Raw genomic sequence first — 16,464 nt, 5'->3', positions numbered from 1 at the left:
GGCCAAAGCACCGAGCCTATCCCCTCCTTGCGAAGCAAGGAGGGGAGCTCAGGCGTGCACCTCACTCTCCGGTGGGCGCACCGTTGCAGGTCTGGCCCAATCCGGTCTCACACCCTCATCGCTGCATCGCCACCGCAGGTGTCGGTTCGATGACCTGAGCCGCGCTTTGCCGCGTGAGCAACTGCTGGCTGCTGTGCTCGAAGCTCGGCGGCTGCGCCAGATCGATCGTGGCGCGGAAGCCCGGCGTGGTGCCCACCACGAACGCCCTGCCGTCCTGCACGGCCACGCCGCCGACTTTCTCCGGCGTGTCGATGCCGTGCTGCTTGGCCTGGGCGGTGATGTGCGCGGCCAGTTCATTGGCGTAGGGCGCCGGCAGCCGGGCGCGGATGGCCGTGTACAGACCGTGGTCCGGGTGCGAGGCCTGGTCCAGCCCCGGAGACGTGGCGGCGTGCGTGGTGGGCACGGGCGCTGTCACCCCAGGCGTGGACGCAGACTGCGCGTGGCGCGCCATCGCTCGGCGCGTCTCCGGCCCGACCTCGCCATCCACCGCGATCCCGTGCGCGCGCTGCAGCCGCTCCACCGCCGCCTGCGTGTGCCCGCCGAACTTCCCGTCCTCGGCCAGCCGTCGACCGTGTTCGTCGTGCAGCCCCAGCGCGTTGAGCTGCTGCTGCAAGGCGCGCACCTGCGCGCCGTGGTCACCGTGCTGAAGAACCTGGGCGTCAGCGCCACCGTGGGGTGCGGCGGTCAAGGTTGGCGTGGACGTGGTCTGCGTCGGCGCCTGGCGATCCCAGAACGTCTGCGGGCTGATCAGATGACCCTGCGGGTCGCGTAGCTGGTAGTGCACGTGCTGGGCATATTGGCCTGCACCCTCAGGGCCGCGCCCGCCCATCGTGCCGATCGGATCGCCGGCGCGCACGACCTGGCCTTCCCTGACCGAACGCGAATCCAGATGCAGGATCTCGTGCGAGTTGCCCTGCGCGTCGCGAATCTTCACCGTGCCGTACTGGCCGCCGGAGAAGGTCACCGTGCCGGCGATCGGCGCATGCACGGTCGGATGCCGCAGGTTGCGGGCGGCCTGGCCGCCCTCGTAGTTGAAGTCGGTCCCGCCATGCGCTCCGCGGCTGCCGCGGTGTTCGCCGAAGTTGCCTGTGATGTGGGGCTCGTGACCACCCTGGCCCGGCAGCATGCGTTCCATCGTCTGCTGGAAGCCGCCGCGGCCTTCGGCGTGGGATGCGGGGGAGGACGTCGCATGCGTCGGTGCATGCCCCTGGGTCTGCGACAGGCGCTGCTCGACGAAACGCTCGTAGCGGTCCAGGTAGGGCGCCACCTCGCGCTGGGACAGGCCCAGGCCACCGTAGTCCTTGCTCGGACCGTCGTGGTGGTACTTGTAGATGTAATCCTCGCCGTGACCACGGCTGCGCGCCAGATCCCGATTGTCGATGAAGTGCTGCACCAGCGCCTGCGACTGGGCCTGCACATCGAAGCGGTTGGCATTGTCGAGGCCGTATTGGCCACCGGTGCGATCGATGAACTGGCCAAGCCCAGAAGCGGAGGTGGTCCCCGCGGCCGCATCCGGGTTGAAGCCCGATTCGATCCGGGCGATGGCCAGCACATAGGCCGTCTCGCGCGATGAGAGCCCGGCGTCGCGTGATGCGTCGATCAAGTGATCGATCACCCTGGACTGGGTCTGCGGGGTGGCATCGCCCCAGCGGCGAGACTCGCCATGCAGACCGCCATCGCCGGCGTCGATGGGTTCGCGGTAGTGGCTCCAGGGTTTGATCCTGTCGCTTCGATAGGCGGCCCCGCGCGGCTGCACCATCTCGGTGTAGATCGTGTCGTCGGTCATGTCGTGCGTTCCTTTCTATGAGACGGATTCTTCCTTGGGAGGGGGTACTGCTCCATGTACTACGTACTGCTTTGGCCGCGCGCCGCCGTGTAGCGGTGCGAGCGCATTCCTGACTCAGGACGGGTAGGGCACCACCTCCGGGTGCTTGAGCCCCAACGCCTCGAGCTTGTGCTGGTATTCGTCGTTGTTCGGGCTCTGCTGGCCGTCTTCCTCGCGCAGCGGCGGGGTCGCGTGATTCAGCAGGTGCCCCTGGGCGTCGTAGAGGAAGAACCACTCGCAGAACTCGCAGCCATAAGGCAGCTCGCCGTATTGCACGACGAAGTAGGCGCTGCCCTTGCCGTCCTCGGCGCAGCCCAGGCCAACGGCGGTGTAATCGGCCATCTCCGGGGGGGCGGCCAGGGCCTGACGTTGCCCGTCGCGTTCCAGTTCGACCTGGGTCTTGGTGGAGGCTGCGCCGTCCTGGCGAGGCAGCGTCGCCAGATGCAGGCGTGCGCCTGGGCATTCCTTGATCATGCCGTTCTGTCCTTGTGCGGCCGCCTCGGTCGAAGCGGGAGAGGGAGATGAGGTGGTCGCCGGCACAGACGTATCGGCTGTGTGGTCCGTGGAAGGCGCTTTTCCGCCGCAGGCGGCCAGCACCAGGGTGAGACCGAAAGTGGGCAGGATGAAGCGGGCGTGGCGCATCAGGTCAGCTCCTTGACAGTGCAAGTCACGGAAAAACAAGCCAGATGGACATCGGTGTTCGGCATGCGCGTGATCCTGGGAGGGCTCGAGCTTGTCCAGACCGGTTGGATCGAAATCCTCGAAGCTCAGCGGCCGCAGTACCTTCGTCCATGGCCCGTCCGAGCGATGGATCGACTCAAAGCGACTGGTCGTCCACCTTCACCAGGGTCCAGCAAGGTCGCTGGGCGAAGGAGTAAGCCTGCTGGTCGCCGGTATCCGGCGTGCGCACCAGCACCTTGCGCCCGCCGGCGTCGCTGGACACCACGACCTCGCGCCCGCCGTTGCGGGCCGCTTCAAGGTTGGGCATCACCGGCCATTCGACCTCGGCCAGCGGGACCTGACGCGTCACCGGCGCAGGTTCGGGCTGGGCGTTCGGATCGAGCTGGATCATCGTCAACGGGTCGGCCGTGGCCTTTTCCTGGACGGCGATGTCGGCGCTGAAGCGCTGCACGAAGTGTTCGAAGTCCGCATCGGGACATTGGGCCGGGGCCGCGGCGGACGAGGCCTGCGCAGTGCGGACGGGCGCGGCGGCGGCGTCAGGCGCCTGCGGCTTGCAGGCGGCGAGCGCCAGGATCAGCGCGGACGCGGGCACGAGCGTGCGGATAAAGGCCACTGGATCCTCCTGATCGCATACAAGGCGCCGCGGCGGGCGCGTCATCGGCCCGGAGGATACCCGGCGTCATCGGCCAAGTTTGTGAAGCGCACCCCGCGTTGCGCGCGGGGTGCGCAGCGCCGTTCAGTCCAGGCGGATGTCGGCCAGCTTTTCCAGCACCTCGGCGTAGCGGGCGCGGGTGCGCTCGATGACCTCCGGCGGCAGCACCGGGCCCGGCGCGGTCTTGCCCCAGTCCAGCGTCTCCAGGTAGTCGCGCACGATCTGCTTGTCGTAGCTGGGCGGGCTGGTGCCGACGCTGTATTCGTCGGCCGGCCAGTAGCGCGAGGAGTCCGGGGTCAGCATCTCGTCCATGATGTACAGGCGGCCGTCGGCATCGGTGCCGAACTCGAACTTGGTGTCGGCCAGCAGGATGCCGTGCGCCGCGGCGTACTCGGCGGCGAAGGCATAGATGCGCAGGGTGGCATCGCGCACGCGCTCGGCCAGCTCGGCGCCGACGCTGCGGACCATCGCGTCGAAGTCGATGTTCTCGTCGTGGTCGCCCACCGCCGCCTTGGTGGAGGGGGTGAAGATCGGTTCGGGCAACTGCTGGGCCTGCTGCAGGCCGTCGGGCAGGGCGATGCCGCTGACCGCACCGGTGCGCTGGTAGTCCTTCCAGCCGCTGCCGATCAAGTAGCCGCGGGCGATGGCCTCCACCGGCACCGGCTTGAGCTTGCGCGTGACCACCGCGCGTTTGGCGTACAGGGCCGGGTCCACGCCCTCGGGCAGCACGCTGGCCACCTCGATGCCGGTGAGGTGGTTGGGCATCAGGTGTTCTGTCTTGGCGAACCAGAAGTTGGACACCTGGCACAGCATCTCGCCCTTGCCCGGGATCGGATCGGGCAGCACCACGTCGAACGCGCTCAGGCGGTCGGTGGCCACGATCAGCAGGTAGTCGCCGGCAGGGGCGTCGGCGGGCAGGCGCTCGCGCGGGATCTCGAAGACGTCGCGGACCTTGCCGCGGTGGCGAAGGGTCAGACCGGGTAGATCGGCTTGCAACAGCGTGGTGGGCACACGGCACTCCTGGGGTGGCGCTTTCAACGCGACAAGGCCCCGTCCGCATGGCACACCGGCACGCCGGTCTGGCGGCGGCGGGCCGCGTAGTGTACGCGCCTGCGCGTGCTTGAGGGGAAGCTGGCCCAAGGTGCCGTAAACTGCGCGGCCCACCCCCTTCTGCGCACCCCCAGGCCCCATGACCCGCTGGTACGGAAAACTGCTGGGCGGCATCGTCGGCGCGTTGCTGTTCCGGCCCACGCCGGTGTTCGGTGCGCTGGCCGGGCTGCTGCTGGGCCATGCCTTCGACCGGGGCTGGTTCAAGATGAAGCCGCACAACCCCTACCGTGCCTTCGACCTGACCCAGGATGCCTCCGACGCCGAGGTGGACCAGGCCTACCGCCGCCTGATCCGCCAGGTCCATCCGGACCGCATGCACAACGCCGCGCCCGAGGCCAAGGCCCGGGCCGAGGCGCGGGCGCGCGAGCTCAACGCCGCCTACGACCGCATCAAGGCCCAGCGCCGCAAGCGCGCGGCCTGACCCCTTTCTCTTCGTTCCGGAAATCCCATGTCCAACTGCATCATCGCCCCTTCCATCCTGTCGGCCGACTTCGCCCGCCTGGGCGCGGAAGTCGACGCCGTGCTGGCCGCTGGCGCCGACTGGGTCCATTTCGACGTGATGGACAACCACTACGTCCCCAACCTGACCATCGGGCCGATGGTGTGCGAGGCGCTGCGCAAGTACGGCGTGACCGCGCCGATCGACGTGCATCTGATGGTCGAGCCGGTGGATCGCCTGGTGCCGGATTTCGCCAAGGCCGGGGCCAGCAACATCAGCTTCCACCCCGAGGCCAGCCGCCATGTGCACCGCACGATCCAGCTGATCAAGTCGCACGGCTGCACCGCCGGCGTGGTGCTCAACCCGGGGACGTCGCTGGACGTGCTGGACTGGGTCCTGGACGAGGTCGACCTGGTGCTGCTGATGTCGGTCAACCCAGGCTTCGGCGGGCAGGCCTTCATTCCTTCGGCCCTGGACAAGCTGCGCGCGGTGCGCGAGCGCATCGACGCTTCCGGCCGCGACATCCGCCTGGAGATCGACGGCGGAGTGAAGGCCGACAACATCGGCCAGATCGCCGCCGCCGGCGCCGACACCTTCGTCGCCGGCTCGGCCATCTTCGGCGCGGCCGACTACAGCCAGGTCATCGCGCAGATGCGCGCGGCCGTGGAGTCGGCCCGATGAGCCTGCAGATCCGCGCCGCCACGCGTGGCGACGTGCCGCTGATTTTCGAACTGGTCAAGGCGCTGGCCGAATACGAGCGCGAGCCCGATGCGGTCAAGGCCAGCGAAGCCGACCTGGCGCGCACGCTGTTCGATGACGGCGCCACCGCGCACTGCGTGATCTGCGAGCAGGACGGCGTGGCGGTCGGCTTTGCGGTGTACTTCTTCAACTACTCGACCTGGCTGGGCCGCAACGGCCTGTATCTGGAAGACCTGTTCGTGCGCCCCGAGGCGCGCGGGCAGGGCGCCGGGCTGGCCCTGCTGCGACACCTGGCCGGGCTGGCGGTGGACAAGGGCTGCGGCCGCTTCGAGTGGTCGGTGCTGGACTGGAACCAGCCAGCGATCGACTTCTATCGCGCCGCCGGCGCGCGGCCGATGGACGCCTGGACCGTCTACCGGATGGACGGCCAGACGCTGGCAGATTTTGCACGCGGCTGAGGCCGCGGGTCCCGGCGTGCGCGCCGTTCTTTGATTGGGAGGTCCGATGTCCCCGTTGTTCAAACTGGCCGCGCTGGCCATGGCCGTCGCACCACTGGCCGCCCAAGCTGCTTCGGTCGACCTGCTGGTCGGCTCCTACACCCGGGGCGATGCGCCCGGCCTGTATGCCTACAAGTTCGACACGGCCAGCGGCAGGCTGTCGGCCACGCCCTGGCAGGCGCTGCGCCTGGACAACCCGTCCTGGGTGGTGGTCGCCCCGGACCAGTCCCATGTCTACGTGGTGGATGAAAACGGCCCGGGCGCGCACGACCCGATCGGCCGCGCGACCGCGCTCACCCTGGATGGCACGCATCGCCTGCAGGTCGTCAATCAGGTCTCGACGCTGGGTGACCACCCCACCCACGCCACGCTCACCCCCGACGGGCGCTATCTGCTGGTGGCCAACTATTCAGTCGGCGCCGATCCCGGCGGCACCCTGGCGGTGCTGCCGGTCGATGCCAGCGGCAAGCTGCTGCCGGTGACCCAGCTGTCCAGCTACCAGGCCAGCAAGGTCGACACCGACCGCCAGCTGTCGTCGCATATTCATTCGGTGAACTTCGCCCCCGATGGCAAGACCGCCTACGTCGTCGACCTGGGGGGCGACCGTCTCTACGCCTACCGTTACGCACCGCAGGCCAGCGCCGAGCGTCCGCTGCAGGCGGCCAAGGTGCCGTTCCTGGCGTTGCCGCCGGGCAGCGGGCCACGCCACCTGGTGTTCGACGCCAGCGGCCGCCATGCCTACCTCACCCTGGAGATGGCCGGGCAGGTGGCGGTGCTGGACGTGCACGCCGACGGGGCGCTGACCCTGCACACGACGCTGGACCTGTTTCCCGCAGGCTTCCAGGGCGACAACGGCGCCGGCGCGATCCACCTGTCGGCCGATGGGAAGTTCCTGTACGTGGTCAATCGCGGAACCGACAACCACATCGCCGTGTTCGCGGTGGGGGCGGATGGTGGCCTGTCGCTGGTCCAGCGTCGCGCCACCGAGGGTCGCCAGCCTCGCGAATTTTCCATCGATCCCAGTGGCCGTTACCTGCTGGTCGCCGCGCAGGGCGACGACCGCATCGTGGTGATCGCGCGCGACGCGGCGACCGGCCGGCTCGGCAAGATGCTCCAGACCGTCGATGTGGTCGCACCCTCGGACCTGAAGTTCCTGCGACCCTGAGCCGGCTCGACGGAGTTGAGGCGTCGGCTGGCGTTTCTACAAAAAAGAACCGCGTCGAGTTGCCCCGACGCGGCCCCGGAAGAACTGGAGGCTGATCCTGCCTCCGCCCGTCATCCCTGCTATGGCCTTCGATGTTGCGGGGGATTTCTGACGGGAGCATGACAACGCGCGCGCCGGCCGGCTGCTAGCCTGCGCGCTCTGTCCGCTGCTGCGCCTTCACCATGTCGCAAACCCGCTGGTGTCTGATCCTCAACGGCAAGTCCGCGGGGAACGACGAGGTGCGCAGCGCGGTCGCCGCCCTGCGGGCGCGTGGCGTGCGGCTCGATGTGCGGGTCACCTGGGAGTCCGGCGACGCCGAGCGCTATGTCGCCGAAGCCCTCGCAGATGGCGTGGACACGGTGATCGCCGGCGGCGGCGACGGCACGCTCAGCGAGGTGGCCGCCACCCTGGCCCATCACGCCAAGGCTGCCGATGCGCTGCCCAGCCTGGCCCTGTTGCCCTTGGGCACGGCCAATGATTTCGCCACCGCTGCCGAGCTGCCGCTTGAACCGATGGCCGCCCTGGCGCTGGTCCAGTCCAGCCGGGCGCGGGCCATCGACCTGCTTCGGGTCACCGCCGACGGCGATCCGCACTGGTGTGCCAACGTGGCCACCGGCGGCTTTGGGACCCAGGTGACGGTGGAAACCGACGAGGCCATGAAGCGGGTGCTCGGGGGGCTGGCCTATGTGGTCACCGGGCTGGCTCGCCTGGGGAGGATCGAGCCGCTGCATGCGCGCTTCAGCGGTCCCGACTTCGCCTGGGAAGGCGACTTCATCGCGCTGGGATTGGGCAACGGCCGCCAGGCAGGCGGCGGACAGGACTTATGCCCGGACGCGCTGATCGATGACGGTCTGCTGGACCTGACGCTCATTCCCGAATTGAGCGGCACGTTCGCCGCCACGCTGGGCACGCTGATCACCGGCGGCAAGCGCGCGGCGCTGGAACAGGTGGCCGTGCGCCGACGGCTGGCCTGGGTAGAGATTGACGCCGAACGGCCGATCACCCTCAACCTGGATGGTGAGCCGGAAACCTCGCGCCACTTTCGCATCGACTGCGTGCCGGGCCGCTTGCGCCTGCATCTGCCAGATAGCTGTCCGCTGTTGGGCTGAAGCCCGCGCGACACGCCCCAAACGACTTCAGTTGCCGCCAGCGCGTCTTGAGAAGGGCTGCCTGAGCGGTCGCGCGGCGCCTGTGCGCGGGCCAGTTTTCGGCGGACCGCGCATGGCGCGATGCGGGCCGACGGCCCCTCGCCCAGCGTCATGCCCGGGCCTGATTGCACGATTGCCGCATTGCGGTACAGTACCGCCCGTGCCCGCCGTGACGACCAAGCGTTCCTCCCTTTCCGCTCGCCGCGCGTGGCGATGGTGGCCTGTTGCCGTCGTCCGCCCCGCCACCGAGTCCTGGAAGGAAAGCCGTCTTGATCACCGCAGAGCAGTTCCAACAGCACGCTGCTGAAGGCCATACCCGCGTCCCCGTTGTCCGTGAAGTGCTGTCCGACCTGGACACGCCGCTTTCGGTCTACCTGAAGCTCGCCGACGGCCCCTATACCTACCTGTTCGAATCGGTCGAAGGCGGCGAGCGCTTCGGCCGCTATTCCATCATCGGCCTGCCGGCGCGGCGCGTGTACGCGGTGCGCGGCCACACGCTGGAGACGCGCGACTACGGCGAGGTGGTCGAATCGCGGCAGGTCGCCGATCCGCTGGCCGAGGTCGAAGCGCTGCGCGCCGCCCACTCGGTGCCCAGACTCGAAGGCCTGCCGGGCTTCACCGGCGGGCTGGTGGGCTGGTTCGGCTTCGAATGCATCGGCTACATCGAGCCGCGCCTGGCGGTGGACAAGCCGGACGAGCTGAACACCCCCGAGATCCTGCTGATGCTCTCCGAAGAGCTGGCGGTGTTCGACAATCTCAAGGGCCGGCTGTACCTGATCGTGCACGCCGATCCGACCCAGCCACAGGCCTGGGCAAAGGCCAACCGCCGCCTGGACGAACTGGCCCATCGCCTGCGTCAGGCCGGCGCAGGCTATCCGCAGGCGCAGCTTTCCGACGCGATCGACGAGGGCGATTTCCGCTCCTCCTTCACCCGTGAGGAGTACCACGCCGTGGTGCGCACCGCGCAGGAATATGTGCGCGCCGGCGACATCTTCCAGGTCGTGCCCAGCCAGCGCCTGCGCGTGCCGTTCCGCGCGCGCCCGGTCGACGTGTACCGCGCGCTGCGCGCGCTCAACCCGTCGCCGTACATGTACTTCATCGATGTCGGCGGCACCCAGGTGGTCGGCTCCTCGCCGGAAATCCTGGCCCGCCTGCAGGGCGACACCGTCACCGTGCGGCCGATCGCCGGCACGCGTCGGCGCGGCCACACGCCCGAAGAAGACGCGGCCATGGAAGCCGAGCTGCTGGCCGATCCGAAGGAGCGCGCCGAGCACGTCATGCTGATCGACCTGGGCCGCAACGATGTCGGCCGCGTGGCCGAGCCCGGCACGGTGGAAGTGGGCGAGCAGTTCGTGATCGAGCGCTACAGTCACGTCATGCACATCGTCAGCGAGGTCACCGGCAAGCTGAAGCAAGGCCTGAGCTACGCCGATGTGCTGCGCGCGACCTTCCCGGCCGGCACCGTCAGTGGCGCGCCGAAGATCCGCGCGTTGGAAGTCATCGCCGAACTCGAACCGGTCAAGCGCAACGTGTATTCCGGCGCGGTCGGCTACATCGGTTGGCATGGCGATGCCGACACCGCCATCGCCATCCGCACCGCCGTCATCCAGGACGGCCACTTGTACGTGCAGGCCGGCGGCGGGGTGGTCTACGACTCCGATCCGGACCTGGAGTGGAAGGAGACCATGAACAAGGGCCGCGCCCTGTTCCGCGCCGTCGCCCAGGCGGCCAAGGGGCTGTGATGGACGGCAACGGCATGGCCCAGCTGGCTTCGTTCCGCAACGACTACAGCGAGGGCGCGCATCCGCGCCTGCTGGAGGCGCTCGCGCAGGCCAGTGGCGAGCAGAACATCGGCTATGGCCTGGATCGCCACAGTCTGCACGCGGCCGAGTTGATCGTCGCGCGTTGTGGCCAGCCGCAGGCGCAGGTGCACTTCCTCGCAGGCGGCACACAGACCAACCTGCTGGCGATCTCCGCGTTCCTGCGCCCGCACGAGGCGGTGATCGCGGTGGACACCGGCCACGTGGCCACGCACGAGACCGGTGCGATCGAAGCGACCGGCCACAAGGTGCTGGTCGCCCCGCACGTGGACGGCAAGCTCACGCCCGATGGCGTGCGTGCGTTGCTGCGCGAGAACACCAGCGAGCACATGGTCAAGCCACGCCTGGTGTACGTGTCCAACACCACCGAGCTGGGTACGCTGTACACCAGGGCCGAATTGCAGGCGCTGCGCGCGCTGTGCGATGCGCACGGTCTGCTGTTCTTCCTCGACGGCGCGCGATTGGGCAGCGCGCTGGCCGCGGCGGGCGATGACCTCAGTCTGGTCGACATCGCCGCGCTCACCCACGCCTTCTACATCGGCGGCACCAAAAACGGTGCGCTGCTGGGCGAGGCGCTGGTGGTGGTCGAGCCCGCGCTGCAGACCGACCTGCGCTACCTGATCAAGCAGCGCGGCGCGATGCTGGCCAAGGGCATGGTCGTGGGCTGTCAGTTCGAGGCCCTGTTCGAGGGCGGGCTATTCGTCGAACTCGGCGCGCACGCCAATGCGACGGCGCAACGTTTGCAGTCCGGGCTCAAGGCCGCCGGCGTGCCGATGCTGATCGATTCGCCCAGCAACCAGATCTTCCCGGTGTTTGCGCACGCGCACATCGAAGCGCTGGCCCGCATGACCTCCTTCGAACACTGGGCGCCCTACAGCGACAGCCAAGCCGTGATCCGCTTCGTCACCTCCTGGGCGACACGCCCTGAATCGGTGGACGCACTGATCCACGCGGTTGCCGGTCTGGTGCGATAGCCATGCGTGCGGATGTCTGGGGATTTTCCGATCGATCCTTCAACAGGGAGCGTTGAGATGAAGCGTTTGCTGATCATGATGTCGCTGTTCCTTCCCGTCGTCGCCACGGCGCAGGTCAACAGCCTGCCCTCGCAGCCGCACCTGCTGGTCAAGGGCGAGGCGCACCGCGAGGTGAAGCCGGATCGTTTCGGTGTGCTGGTGACGCTGCAGCGCGTCGATGTTTCACCCGAGCTTGCACGCTCGCAGGTACAGGCCGATGCGAAGATCGTGTTGGCCGCTTTCCACAGGCATCACGTGCTGCCCGACTCGATCGATGCGGCGACGCTGACGATCCAGCCAAAAATCGAATACGTCGACGGGCGCCAAGTGTTCAAGGGCAGCGAGGTGACACGCCGTTTGGGGGCGACCTTCAAGACGCTGGCCGACACGCGTGCGTTTCTGGCAGAGCTCAAGACAAGCGAGTCACTGCAACTGTCCGGCATTACGCCGAGCTACAGCGACGAAGTTGGCCTTCGCAGGACGCTGAAAGGCGAGGCCGCCAGGCAGTCGCGCGAAACAGCCGAAGGCCTGGCCGACGCCTACGGCGTCAAGCTGGCCGGGCTTTACACCATCTCCGATGTCGCGCCGGCTTTCAGCTACGGCATCCAGGCCGGGACCTGGCCGCAGGCCAGGACCGCCGTACCGCCTGCGCCCTCCGCTGTGCCTCCGCCGCCGCCCCAGTTTGTTGAGGTGGCCGATGGCGAGGCTTTGGAAGCCGGCAGCCTCACCCTCTCCGAAAACGTCTATGCGATCTTCCTGATCGCACCATGAGATTCCCGCCATGCTGCTGATGATCGACAACTACGACAGCTTCACCTACAACCTTGTGCAGTACCTGCAGGCGCTGGGTGCCGAGGTCGAGGTGGTGCGCAATGACGCGCTCAGCGTGGAGGAGATCGCCAAGCTCGCACCGCAGCGCATCGTGATTTCGCCCGGTCCATGCACGCCGAACGAGGCCGGCGTATCGCTCAAGGTGATCGAGCAGCTGGGACCGACCACGCCCATCCTCGGTGTCTGCCTGGGTCATCAGAGCATCGGCCAGGCCTATGGCGGCGAGGTGATTCGTGCCGGTCGCATCATGCACGGCAAGGTCTCGCCGATCCGCCACGAAGGCCGGGGTGTCTTTGCCGGTTTGCCGGATCATTACGAGGCCACGCGCTACCACTCCCTGGTGGTGGACAAGGCGCGGCTGCCCGAGGCCCTGGAAGTCACCGCCTGGACCGAGAATGACGATGGTTCGGTCGAAGAGATCATGGGCCTGCGCCATCGCGCGTTTCCAGTGGAGGGCGTGCAGTTCCATCCGGAGTCCATCCTCACCCAGCATGGCCATGCGCTGCTGAAGAACTTCCTGGAGCGCTGAAGATGACCATCACTGCGCAGGAAGCCCTGCAGCGCACCATCGAGCATCGTGAGATCTTCCACGACGAGATGGTCGACCTGATGCGCCAGGTCATGCGCGGCGAGATCTCGCCGATGATGACCGCGGCCATCCTCACCGGCCTGCGCGTCAAGAAGGAGACCATCGGCGAGATCGCCGGTGCGGCCACGGTGATGCGCGAGTTCTCGCGCACGGTGGAGGTGGCCGATCACACCCACATGGTCGACATCGTCGGCACCGGCGGCGATGGTTCTCACACCTTCAACATCTCGACCTGTTCGATGTTCGTGGCAGCCGCGGCGGGCGCGAAGGTGGCCAAGCACGGTAATCGCAGTGTGTCCTCCAAGTCCGGCAGCGCCGATGCGCTCGAGGCGCTGGGCGCGAAGATCGAATTGCAGCCAGCGCAGGTTTCCGCCGCCATCGAGGCGACGGGTATCGGCTTCATGTTCGCGCCCATCCATCATCCTGCGATGAAGGTCGTGGCGCCCGTGCGGCGGGAGATGGGCGTGCGCACCATCTTCAACATCCTCGGGCCGCTGACCAATCCGGCCGGTTCGCCGAACATCCTGATGGGCGTGTTCCATCCGGACCTGGTCGGCATCCAGGCGCGTGTGCTGCAGGAACTGGGTGCCGAGCGCGCGTTGGTGGTCTGGGGGCGCGACGGTATGGATGAACTTTCGCTGGGCGCCGGCACGCTGGTCGGCGAGCTGCGCGATGGCCAGGTACGCGAGTACGAGCTGCATCCGGAGGATTTCGGCATCGCCATGTCGGCCAGTCGCAACCTCAAGGTCGACGGCCCGGAGCAGTCCATCGCCATCCTGCACGCCGTGCTGGCCGGTGAGCCAGGCCCTGCATTGGACATCGTGGCCTACAACGCCGGCGCGGCCCTTTACGTGGCGGGCGTGAGCGACTCGATCGCCGCCGGGATCGACGCGGCGCGCGCGGCCATCGCCGACGGGTGCGCGGCGGCCAAGCTGCGCCAGTACGTCGATTTCACCCGCGCGTTGCCGTGAATGATGGCGCGTTCGCCGCCTTGCCGCCTCCGCCGTACTGGGCGGTGATGTTCTCCTCGCGCCGCAGCGACGGCGATGCGGCGGGCTACGGCGAGGCGGCCGAGCACATGGTCGCGCTCGCCCGCCAGCAGGTGGGGTTCCTTGGGGTCGAATCCGCCCGCGACGCAGATGGCTTCGGGATCACAGTTTCCTATTGGGACAGTGAGGCCGCCATCGCCGCGTGGCGCGCGCATGCCGAACACGCCGCGGTGCGCGCGACCGGTCGGCGCGATTGGTACACCCATTTCCAGGTGCGGGTGGCGCGCGTCGAGCGCGCCTACGGCGGCGATGCCGGCTAGGGCAGCGCCGCTGCGCGTGACAATGCGACAATGCGGGCCCTGCGTTGGCGCCAGAGTGCCCCGGAACCCATGAGCGACATCCTCGACACCATCCTGGCTCGCAAGCGCGAGGAAATCGCCGCGCGCAGTGCGGCGGTTCCGCTGGCCGAGCTGATCGCCCGCGCGGCCGAAGCCTCGCCCGTGCGCGGCTTCGCCGATGCGCTGCGCCGGAGCATCGCCGCCGGCGATGCCGCCGTGATCGCCGAAGTGAAGAAGGCCAGCCCGTCCAAGGGCGTCATACGCCCGGACTTCCACCCGGCCGAGATCGCGGTGAGCTACGAGTTTGGCGGCGCGTCGTGTTTGTCGGTGCTCACCGACGTGGACTTCTTCCAAGGCGCAGACGCCTATCTGCAACAGGCGCGCGAGGCCTGCACGCTGCCGGTGCTGCGCAAGGACTTCACCATCGACCCCTACCAGGTCTATGAGGCACGCGCCCTGGGCGCCGACTGCATCCTGCTCATCGTGGCGGCGCTGGACGATGTGCAACTGGTCGGCCTGGCCGATCTGGCCATGCAGCTGGGCATGGACGTACTGGTCGAAGTGCATGACATCGACGAACTTGAGCGCGCGCTGCAGGTGCCGGCGCCGCTGCTGGGCATCAACAACCGCAACCTGCGCACCTTCCAGACCTCGCTGCAGACCACGCTGGAGATGAAGGACGCGGTGCCGCGCGACCGCGTGCTGGTGACCGAGAGCGGCATCGCGACCCCGGCGGACGTGGCCTTGATGCGCGGTCAAGGCGTGCACGGCTTCCTGGTCGGTGAGACCTTCATGCGCGCGCCCGAGCCTGGCGAGGCCCTGCGGGAGCTGTTCTTCGCATGACCGTGCCCGGCCCGTATCCCACGCCGGCCGCGGATGCGCCGGTGGTGGTGTTCGATTTCGACCACACCCTCTACGACGGCGATTCGGGCAGCCACCTGTTCGCCTGGCTGATCCGGCGCAGCTGGCTGCGCACTGCGGCCGCCTTGCTGGTCACCCCACTCCTGGGGCCGATGGTGGCCTGGCTACCGACGCGCCGGCGCGGGATTTCCGGCTATGTCTGGATTGCCACGGTCGGCCTGCGCCGGCGCCGGGACCTGGACGACCTGATCGACCGTTATGTCGAGCGCAACCGGCCTCAGATGGAAGGCCGCCTGCTGGACGCGGCGCTGGAGATCTTCACGGCCCACCGCGCGGCCGGGGATCGCGTCGTGGTGGCCACCGGCGCCCCGCCGGAACTGGCCCGGGCGATCCTGTCCTTCGTCGCCCACCAGGACGTGCCGGTGATTGGCACCGTGGTCGGGCCAAAGTTCGGGGCCGTCATCGCCCGCCGGCACTGCCACCACGAAGAAAAGATGCGGATGCTGCGCGAGCAGGGCTACGGGCAAGTCGCCGTGGCCTATAGCGACAGCAGCGCGGACCTGCCGCTGCTGCTGGCCGCCGCGCGGCCGGTCGTGGTCAACCCCAAGGTCGACAAGGTCGAGGCGTTCCGCCGCCTGCTGCCCGCCGGAACGCCCATCTTGAACTGGGGATGCACCAGCCGTGCTGGCAGTCCGGTGACCTGAAGGCTCACAGGCGGATGCCGGTCATACACCTGATCGGCTTTCGAGACGCACTTTTATGCAAGTCCCGACGAGATGCGCCTGGAAACGGGCAGGAAGACTTCGGTCATGGAAGACGTCAGTAGAATCAGACAAAAAATGGCCGGGAAATCCCGGCCACTTTGTGACGAAGTCGTCGGAAGCGTCGCTCAGCGTGTTCCGTACAGCACCACCGTCTTGCCGCGTGCGTGCAGCAGACCATCGGCCTGAAGCTTCTTCAGGACGCGTCCGGCCATTTCGCGCGAGCACCCGACCAGGCGCGCCAACTCCTGGCGCGAGACCCGCAACTGGGTGCCCTGCGGATGGCTCATGGCTTCCGGCTCGTGGGCCAGGTCGTGCAGGGTGCGAATGATGCGGTCGGTCACATCCAGGAACGCCAGACGGCTGGCCTTGCGGCTGGTATCCAGCAGGCGCCGCGAGAGCTGGGTGCCGATGGCGAACAGCAGCTTGGCCGAGTCAGAAGCCAGGGCCCCGCCGAACAACTGATGCAGGCGTTCATAGCTGATTTCAGCCAGTTCGCACTGGGTCCGGGTGCGCAGGACGACCTCGCGGCGGTCCGATTCGATGAACAGCCCCATCTCGCCCACGAACTCGCCGGGACCGAAATAACCCAGCACCAGCTCGCGATCGTCATCTTCCTCGGCCAGGATGCTCACCGAGCCGCTGACCACGTAATACAGGGTTCCGGCCGGGTCGCCGGGTCGGAAAACATCGGCGCGGGCGGGGTAGCGGCGGCGATGGCTGTTGGACAGGAACGACTCGATGGTCGTCAGGTCCGGGATCAGCGCACTGGCCGGGGATCGGGTCAAGCTCGGGGGCAGACCTGCTTTCATGGCAGCTCATGAAGTAAAACGAACAGGACCGAGCTTAGTCTGAATGGGTCGGCGGCGGCAATGTGCGTCGCGGTGTCATTTCATGGTCAGGTCAATTGCCGCATAATTCTCCGCTTCACCCTTTTCATCTGCGAA

18 protein-coding genes are annotated in these 16,464 nt (G+C 67.9%); 13 read left to right on the top strand and 5 right to left on the bottom strand.

All coding sequences use genetic code 11. The features are described from left to right. Window positions 1-115: 115 nt before the first annotated feature. The 4 genes from PJ250_RS04410 to PJ250_RS04395 all read right to left on the bottom strand — a co-directional run bounded on the left by PJ250_RS04410 (window position 116) and on the right by PJ250_RS04395 (window position 4,229). Window positions 116-1,846, bottom strand: a complete 1,731-nt coding sequence (locus tag PJ250_RS04410) for a peptidoglycan-binding protein (RefSeq protein WP_271647334.1) — start codon at window positions 1,844-1,846, stop codon at window positions 116-118. A 114-nt stretch (window positions 1,847-1,960) separates the two neighbouring features. Then, window positions 1,961-2,527, bottom strand: a complete 567-nt coding sequence (locus PJ250_RS04405) for a hypothetical protein (protein ID WP_271647333.1) — start codon at window positions 2,525-2,527, stop codon at window positions 1,961-1,963. A gap of 175 nt (window positions 2,528-2,702) precedes the next feature. Next, the gene (locus PJ250_RS04400) at window positions 2,703-3,179 is read right to left on the bottom strand and encodes a hypothetical protein (protein ID WP_271647332.1); all 477 of its coding nucleotides are present in this window, start codon (window positions 3,177-3,179) and stop codon (window positions 2,703-2,705) included. 123 nt (window positions 3,180-3,302) lie between these two features. Next, on the bottom strand, window positions 3,303-4,229 hold the full coding sequence (locus PJ250_RS04395; protein WP_271647331.1) for a phosphoribosylaminoimidazolesuccinocarboxamide synthase: 927 nt from the start codon (window positions 4,227-4,229) through the stop codon (window positions 3,303-3,305). A 178-nt stretch (window positions 4,230-4,407) separates the two neighbouring features. Here PJ250_RS04395 and PJ250_RS04390 point away from each other — a divergent pair, with 178 nt between their 5' ends. From PJ250_RS04390 to PJ250_RS04330, 13 genes are all read left to right on the top strand, one after another. Continuing rightward, window positions 4,408-4,749, top strand: a complete 342-nt coding sequence (locus tag PJ250_RS04390) for a J domain-containing protein (RefSeq protein ID WP_271647330.1) — start codon at window positions 4,408-4,410, stop codon at window positions 4,747-4,749. A gap of 27 nt (window positions 4,750-4,776) precedes the next feature. Next, the gene (gene rpe, locus PJ250_RS04385; RefSeq protein WP_271647329.1) at window positions 4,777-5,448 is read left to right on the top strand and encodes a ribulose-phosphate 3-epimerase; all 672 of its coding nucleotides are present in this window, start codon (window positions 4,777-4,779) and stop codon (window positions 5,446-5,448) included. Next, complete coding sequence (locus PJ250_RS04380) at window positions 5,445-5,924, top strand: GNAT family N-acetyltransferase (protein WP_271647328.1); 480 nt, start codon at window positions 5,445-5,447, stop codon at window positions 5,922-5,924. The genes rpe and PJ250_RS04380 overlap by 4 nt, the downstream gene beginning before the upstream one ends. A 46-nt stretch (window positions 5,925-5,970) precedes the next feature. Beyond that, window positions 5,971-7,128, top strand: a complete 1,158-nt coding sequence (locus PJ250_RS04375) for a lactonase family protein (protein WP_271647327.1) — start codon at window positions 5,971-5,973, stop codon at window positions 7,126-7,128. A gap of 221 nt (window positions 7,129-7,349) precedes the next feature. Continuing rightward, the gene (gene yegS, locus PJ250_RS04370) at window positions 7,350-8,276 is read left to right on the top strand and encodes a lipid kinase YegS (protein ID WP_271647326.1); all 927 of its coding nucleotides are present in this window, start codon (window positions 7,350-7,352) and stop codon (window positions 8,274-8,276) included. A gap of 308 nt (window positions 8,277-8,584) precedes the next feature. Further along, the gene (gene trpE / locus PJ250_RS04365) at window positions 8,585-10,057 is read left to right on the top strand and encodes an anthranilate synthase component I (RefSeq protein WP_271647325.1); all 1,473 of its coding nucleotides are present in this window, start codon (window positions 8,585-8,587) and stop codon (window positions 10,055-10,057) included. Then, window positions 10,057-11,109 carry a threonine aldolase family protein gene (locus PJ250_RS04360; RefSeq protein WP_271647324.1) on the top strand — a complete coding sequence of 351 codons (1,053 nt, stop codon included), beginning with the start codon at window positions 10,057-10,059 and terminating at the stop codon, window positions 11,107-11,109. Before trpE ends, PJ250_RS04360 begins: the two co-directional genes overlap by 1 nt. Before the next feature lie 57 nt (window positions 11,110-11,166). After that, window positions 11,167-11,919, top strand: a complete 753-nt coding sequence (locus PJ250_RS04355) for an SIMPL domain-containing protein (RefSeq protein WP_271647323.1) — start codon at window positions 11,167-11,169, stop codon at window positions 11,917-11,919. Window positions 11,920-11,929: 10 nt separating this feature from the next. Next, the gene (locus PJ250_RS04350) at window positions 11,930-12,508 is read left to right on the top strand and encodes an anthranilate synthase component II (protein WP_271647322.1); all 579 of its coding nucleotides are present in this window, start codon (window positions 11,930-11,932) and stop codon (window positions 12,506-12,508) included. A 2-nt stretch (window positions 12,509-12,510) separates the two neighbouring features. Continuing rightward, complete coding sequence (trpD, locus tag PJ250_RS04345; protein WP_271647321.1) at window positions 12,511-13,539, top strand: anthranilate phosphoribosyltransferase; 1,029 nt, start codon at window positions 12,511-12,513, stop codon at window positions 13,537-13,539. Further along, window positions 13,536-13,877, top strand: coding sequence for an antibiotic biosynthesis monooxygenase family protein (locus PJ250_RS04340; RefSeq protein WP_271647320.1), 342 nt, complete (start codon window positions 13,536-13,538; stop codon window positions 13,875-13,877). The genes trpD and PJ250_RS04340 overlap by 4 nt, the downstream gene beginning before the upstream one ends. A 69-nt stretch (window positions 13,878-13,946) precedes the next feature. Continuing rightward, window positions 13,947-14,738: an indole-3-glycerol phosphate synthase TrpC gene (gene trpC / locus PJ250_RS04335; protein WP_271647319.1), complete on the top strand. Its 792-nt coding sequence runs from the start codon at window positions 13,947-13,949 to the stop codon at window positions 14,736-14,738. Between the two features lie 2 nt (window positions 14,739-14,740). Then, window positions 14,741-15,460, top strand: a complete 720-nt coding sequence (locus PJ250_RS04330) for a haloacid dehalogenase-like hydrolase (RefSeq protein ID WP_271648521.1) — start codon at window positions 14,741-14,743, stop codon at window positions 15,458-15,460. Between the two features lie 185 nt (window positions 15,461-15,645). Here PJ250_RS04330 and crp read toward each other — a convergent pair whose 3' ends face one another. Beyond that, window positions 15,646-16,329, bottom strand: a complete 684-nt coding sequence (crp, locus tag PJ250_RS04325; protein WP_271647318.1) for a cAMP-activated global transcriptional regulator CRP — start codon at window positions 16,327-16,329, stop codon at window positions 15,646-15,648. Window positions 16,330-16,464: the final 135 nt, after the last annotated feature.

The sequence above is a fragment of the Pseudoxanthomonas sp. JBR18 genome, assembly GCF_028198165.1.
Lineage (GTDB): Bacteria > Pseudomonadota > Gammaproteobacteria > Xanthomonadales > Xanthomonadaceae > Pseudoxanthomonas_A.
This window is presented reverse-complemented; position numbering and strand designations above follow the sequence as displayed.

What these genes read in the sequence shown, in the direction of transcription:
- rpe (WP_271647329.1), top strand. Translation starts at nt 4,777, where the DNA reads ATGTCCAACTGCATCATCGCCCCTTCCATCCTGTCGGCCGACTTCGCC.
- PJ250_RS04405 (WP_271647333.1), bottom strand. Translation starts at nt 2,527, where the DNA reads ATGCGCCACGCCCGCTTCATCCTGCCCACTTTCGGTCTCACCCTGGTG.
- PJ250_RS04375 (WP_271647327.1), top strand. Translation starts at nt 5,971, where the DNA reads ATGTCCCCGTTGTTCAAACTGGCCGCGCTGGCCATGGCCGTCGCACCA.
- trpC (WP_271647319.1), top strand. Translation starts at nt 13,947, where the DNA reads ATGAGCGACATCCTCGACACCATCCTGGCTCGCAAGCGCGAGGAAATC.
- PJ250_RS04410 (WP_271647334.1), bottom strand. Translation starts at nt 1,846, where the DNA reads ATGACCGACGACACGATCTACACCGAGATGGTGCAGCCGCGCGGGGCC.
- PJ250_RS04355 (WP_271647323.1), top strand. Translation starts at nt 11,167, where the DNA reads ATGAAGCGTTTGCTGATCATGATGTCGCTGTTCCTTCCCGTCGTCGCC.
- PJ250_RS04390 (WP_271647330.1), top strand. Translation starts at nt 4,408, where the DNA reads ATGACCCGCTGGTACGGAAAACTGCTGGGCGGCATCGTCGGCGCGTTG.
- crp (WP_271647318.1), bottom strand. Translation starts at nt 16,329, where the DNA reads ATGAAAGCAGGTCTGCCCCCGAGCTTGACCCGATCCCCGGCCAGTGCG.
- PJ250_RS04350 (WP_271647322.1), top strand. Translation starts at nt 11,930, where the DNA reads ATGCTGCTGATGATCGACAACTACGACAGCTTCACCTACAACCTTGTG.
- yegS (WP_271647326.1), top strand. Translation starts at nt 7,350, where the DNA reads ATGTCGCAAACCCGCTGGTGTCTGATCCTCAACGGCAAGTCCGCGGGG.
- trpD (WP_271647321.1), top strand. Translation starts at nt 12,511, where the DNA reads ATGACCATCACTGCGCAGGAAGCCCTGCAGCGCACCATCGAGCATCGT.
- PJ250_RS04380 (WP_271647328.1), top strand. Translation starts at nt 5,445, where the DNA reads ATGAGCCTGCAGATCCGCGCCGCCACGCGTGGCGACGTGCCGCTGATT.
- PJ250_RS04360 (WP_271647324.1), top strand. Translation starts at nt 10,057, where the DNA reads ATGGACGGCAACGGCATGGCCCAGCTGGCTTCGTTCCGCAACGACTAC.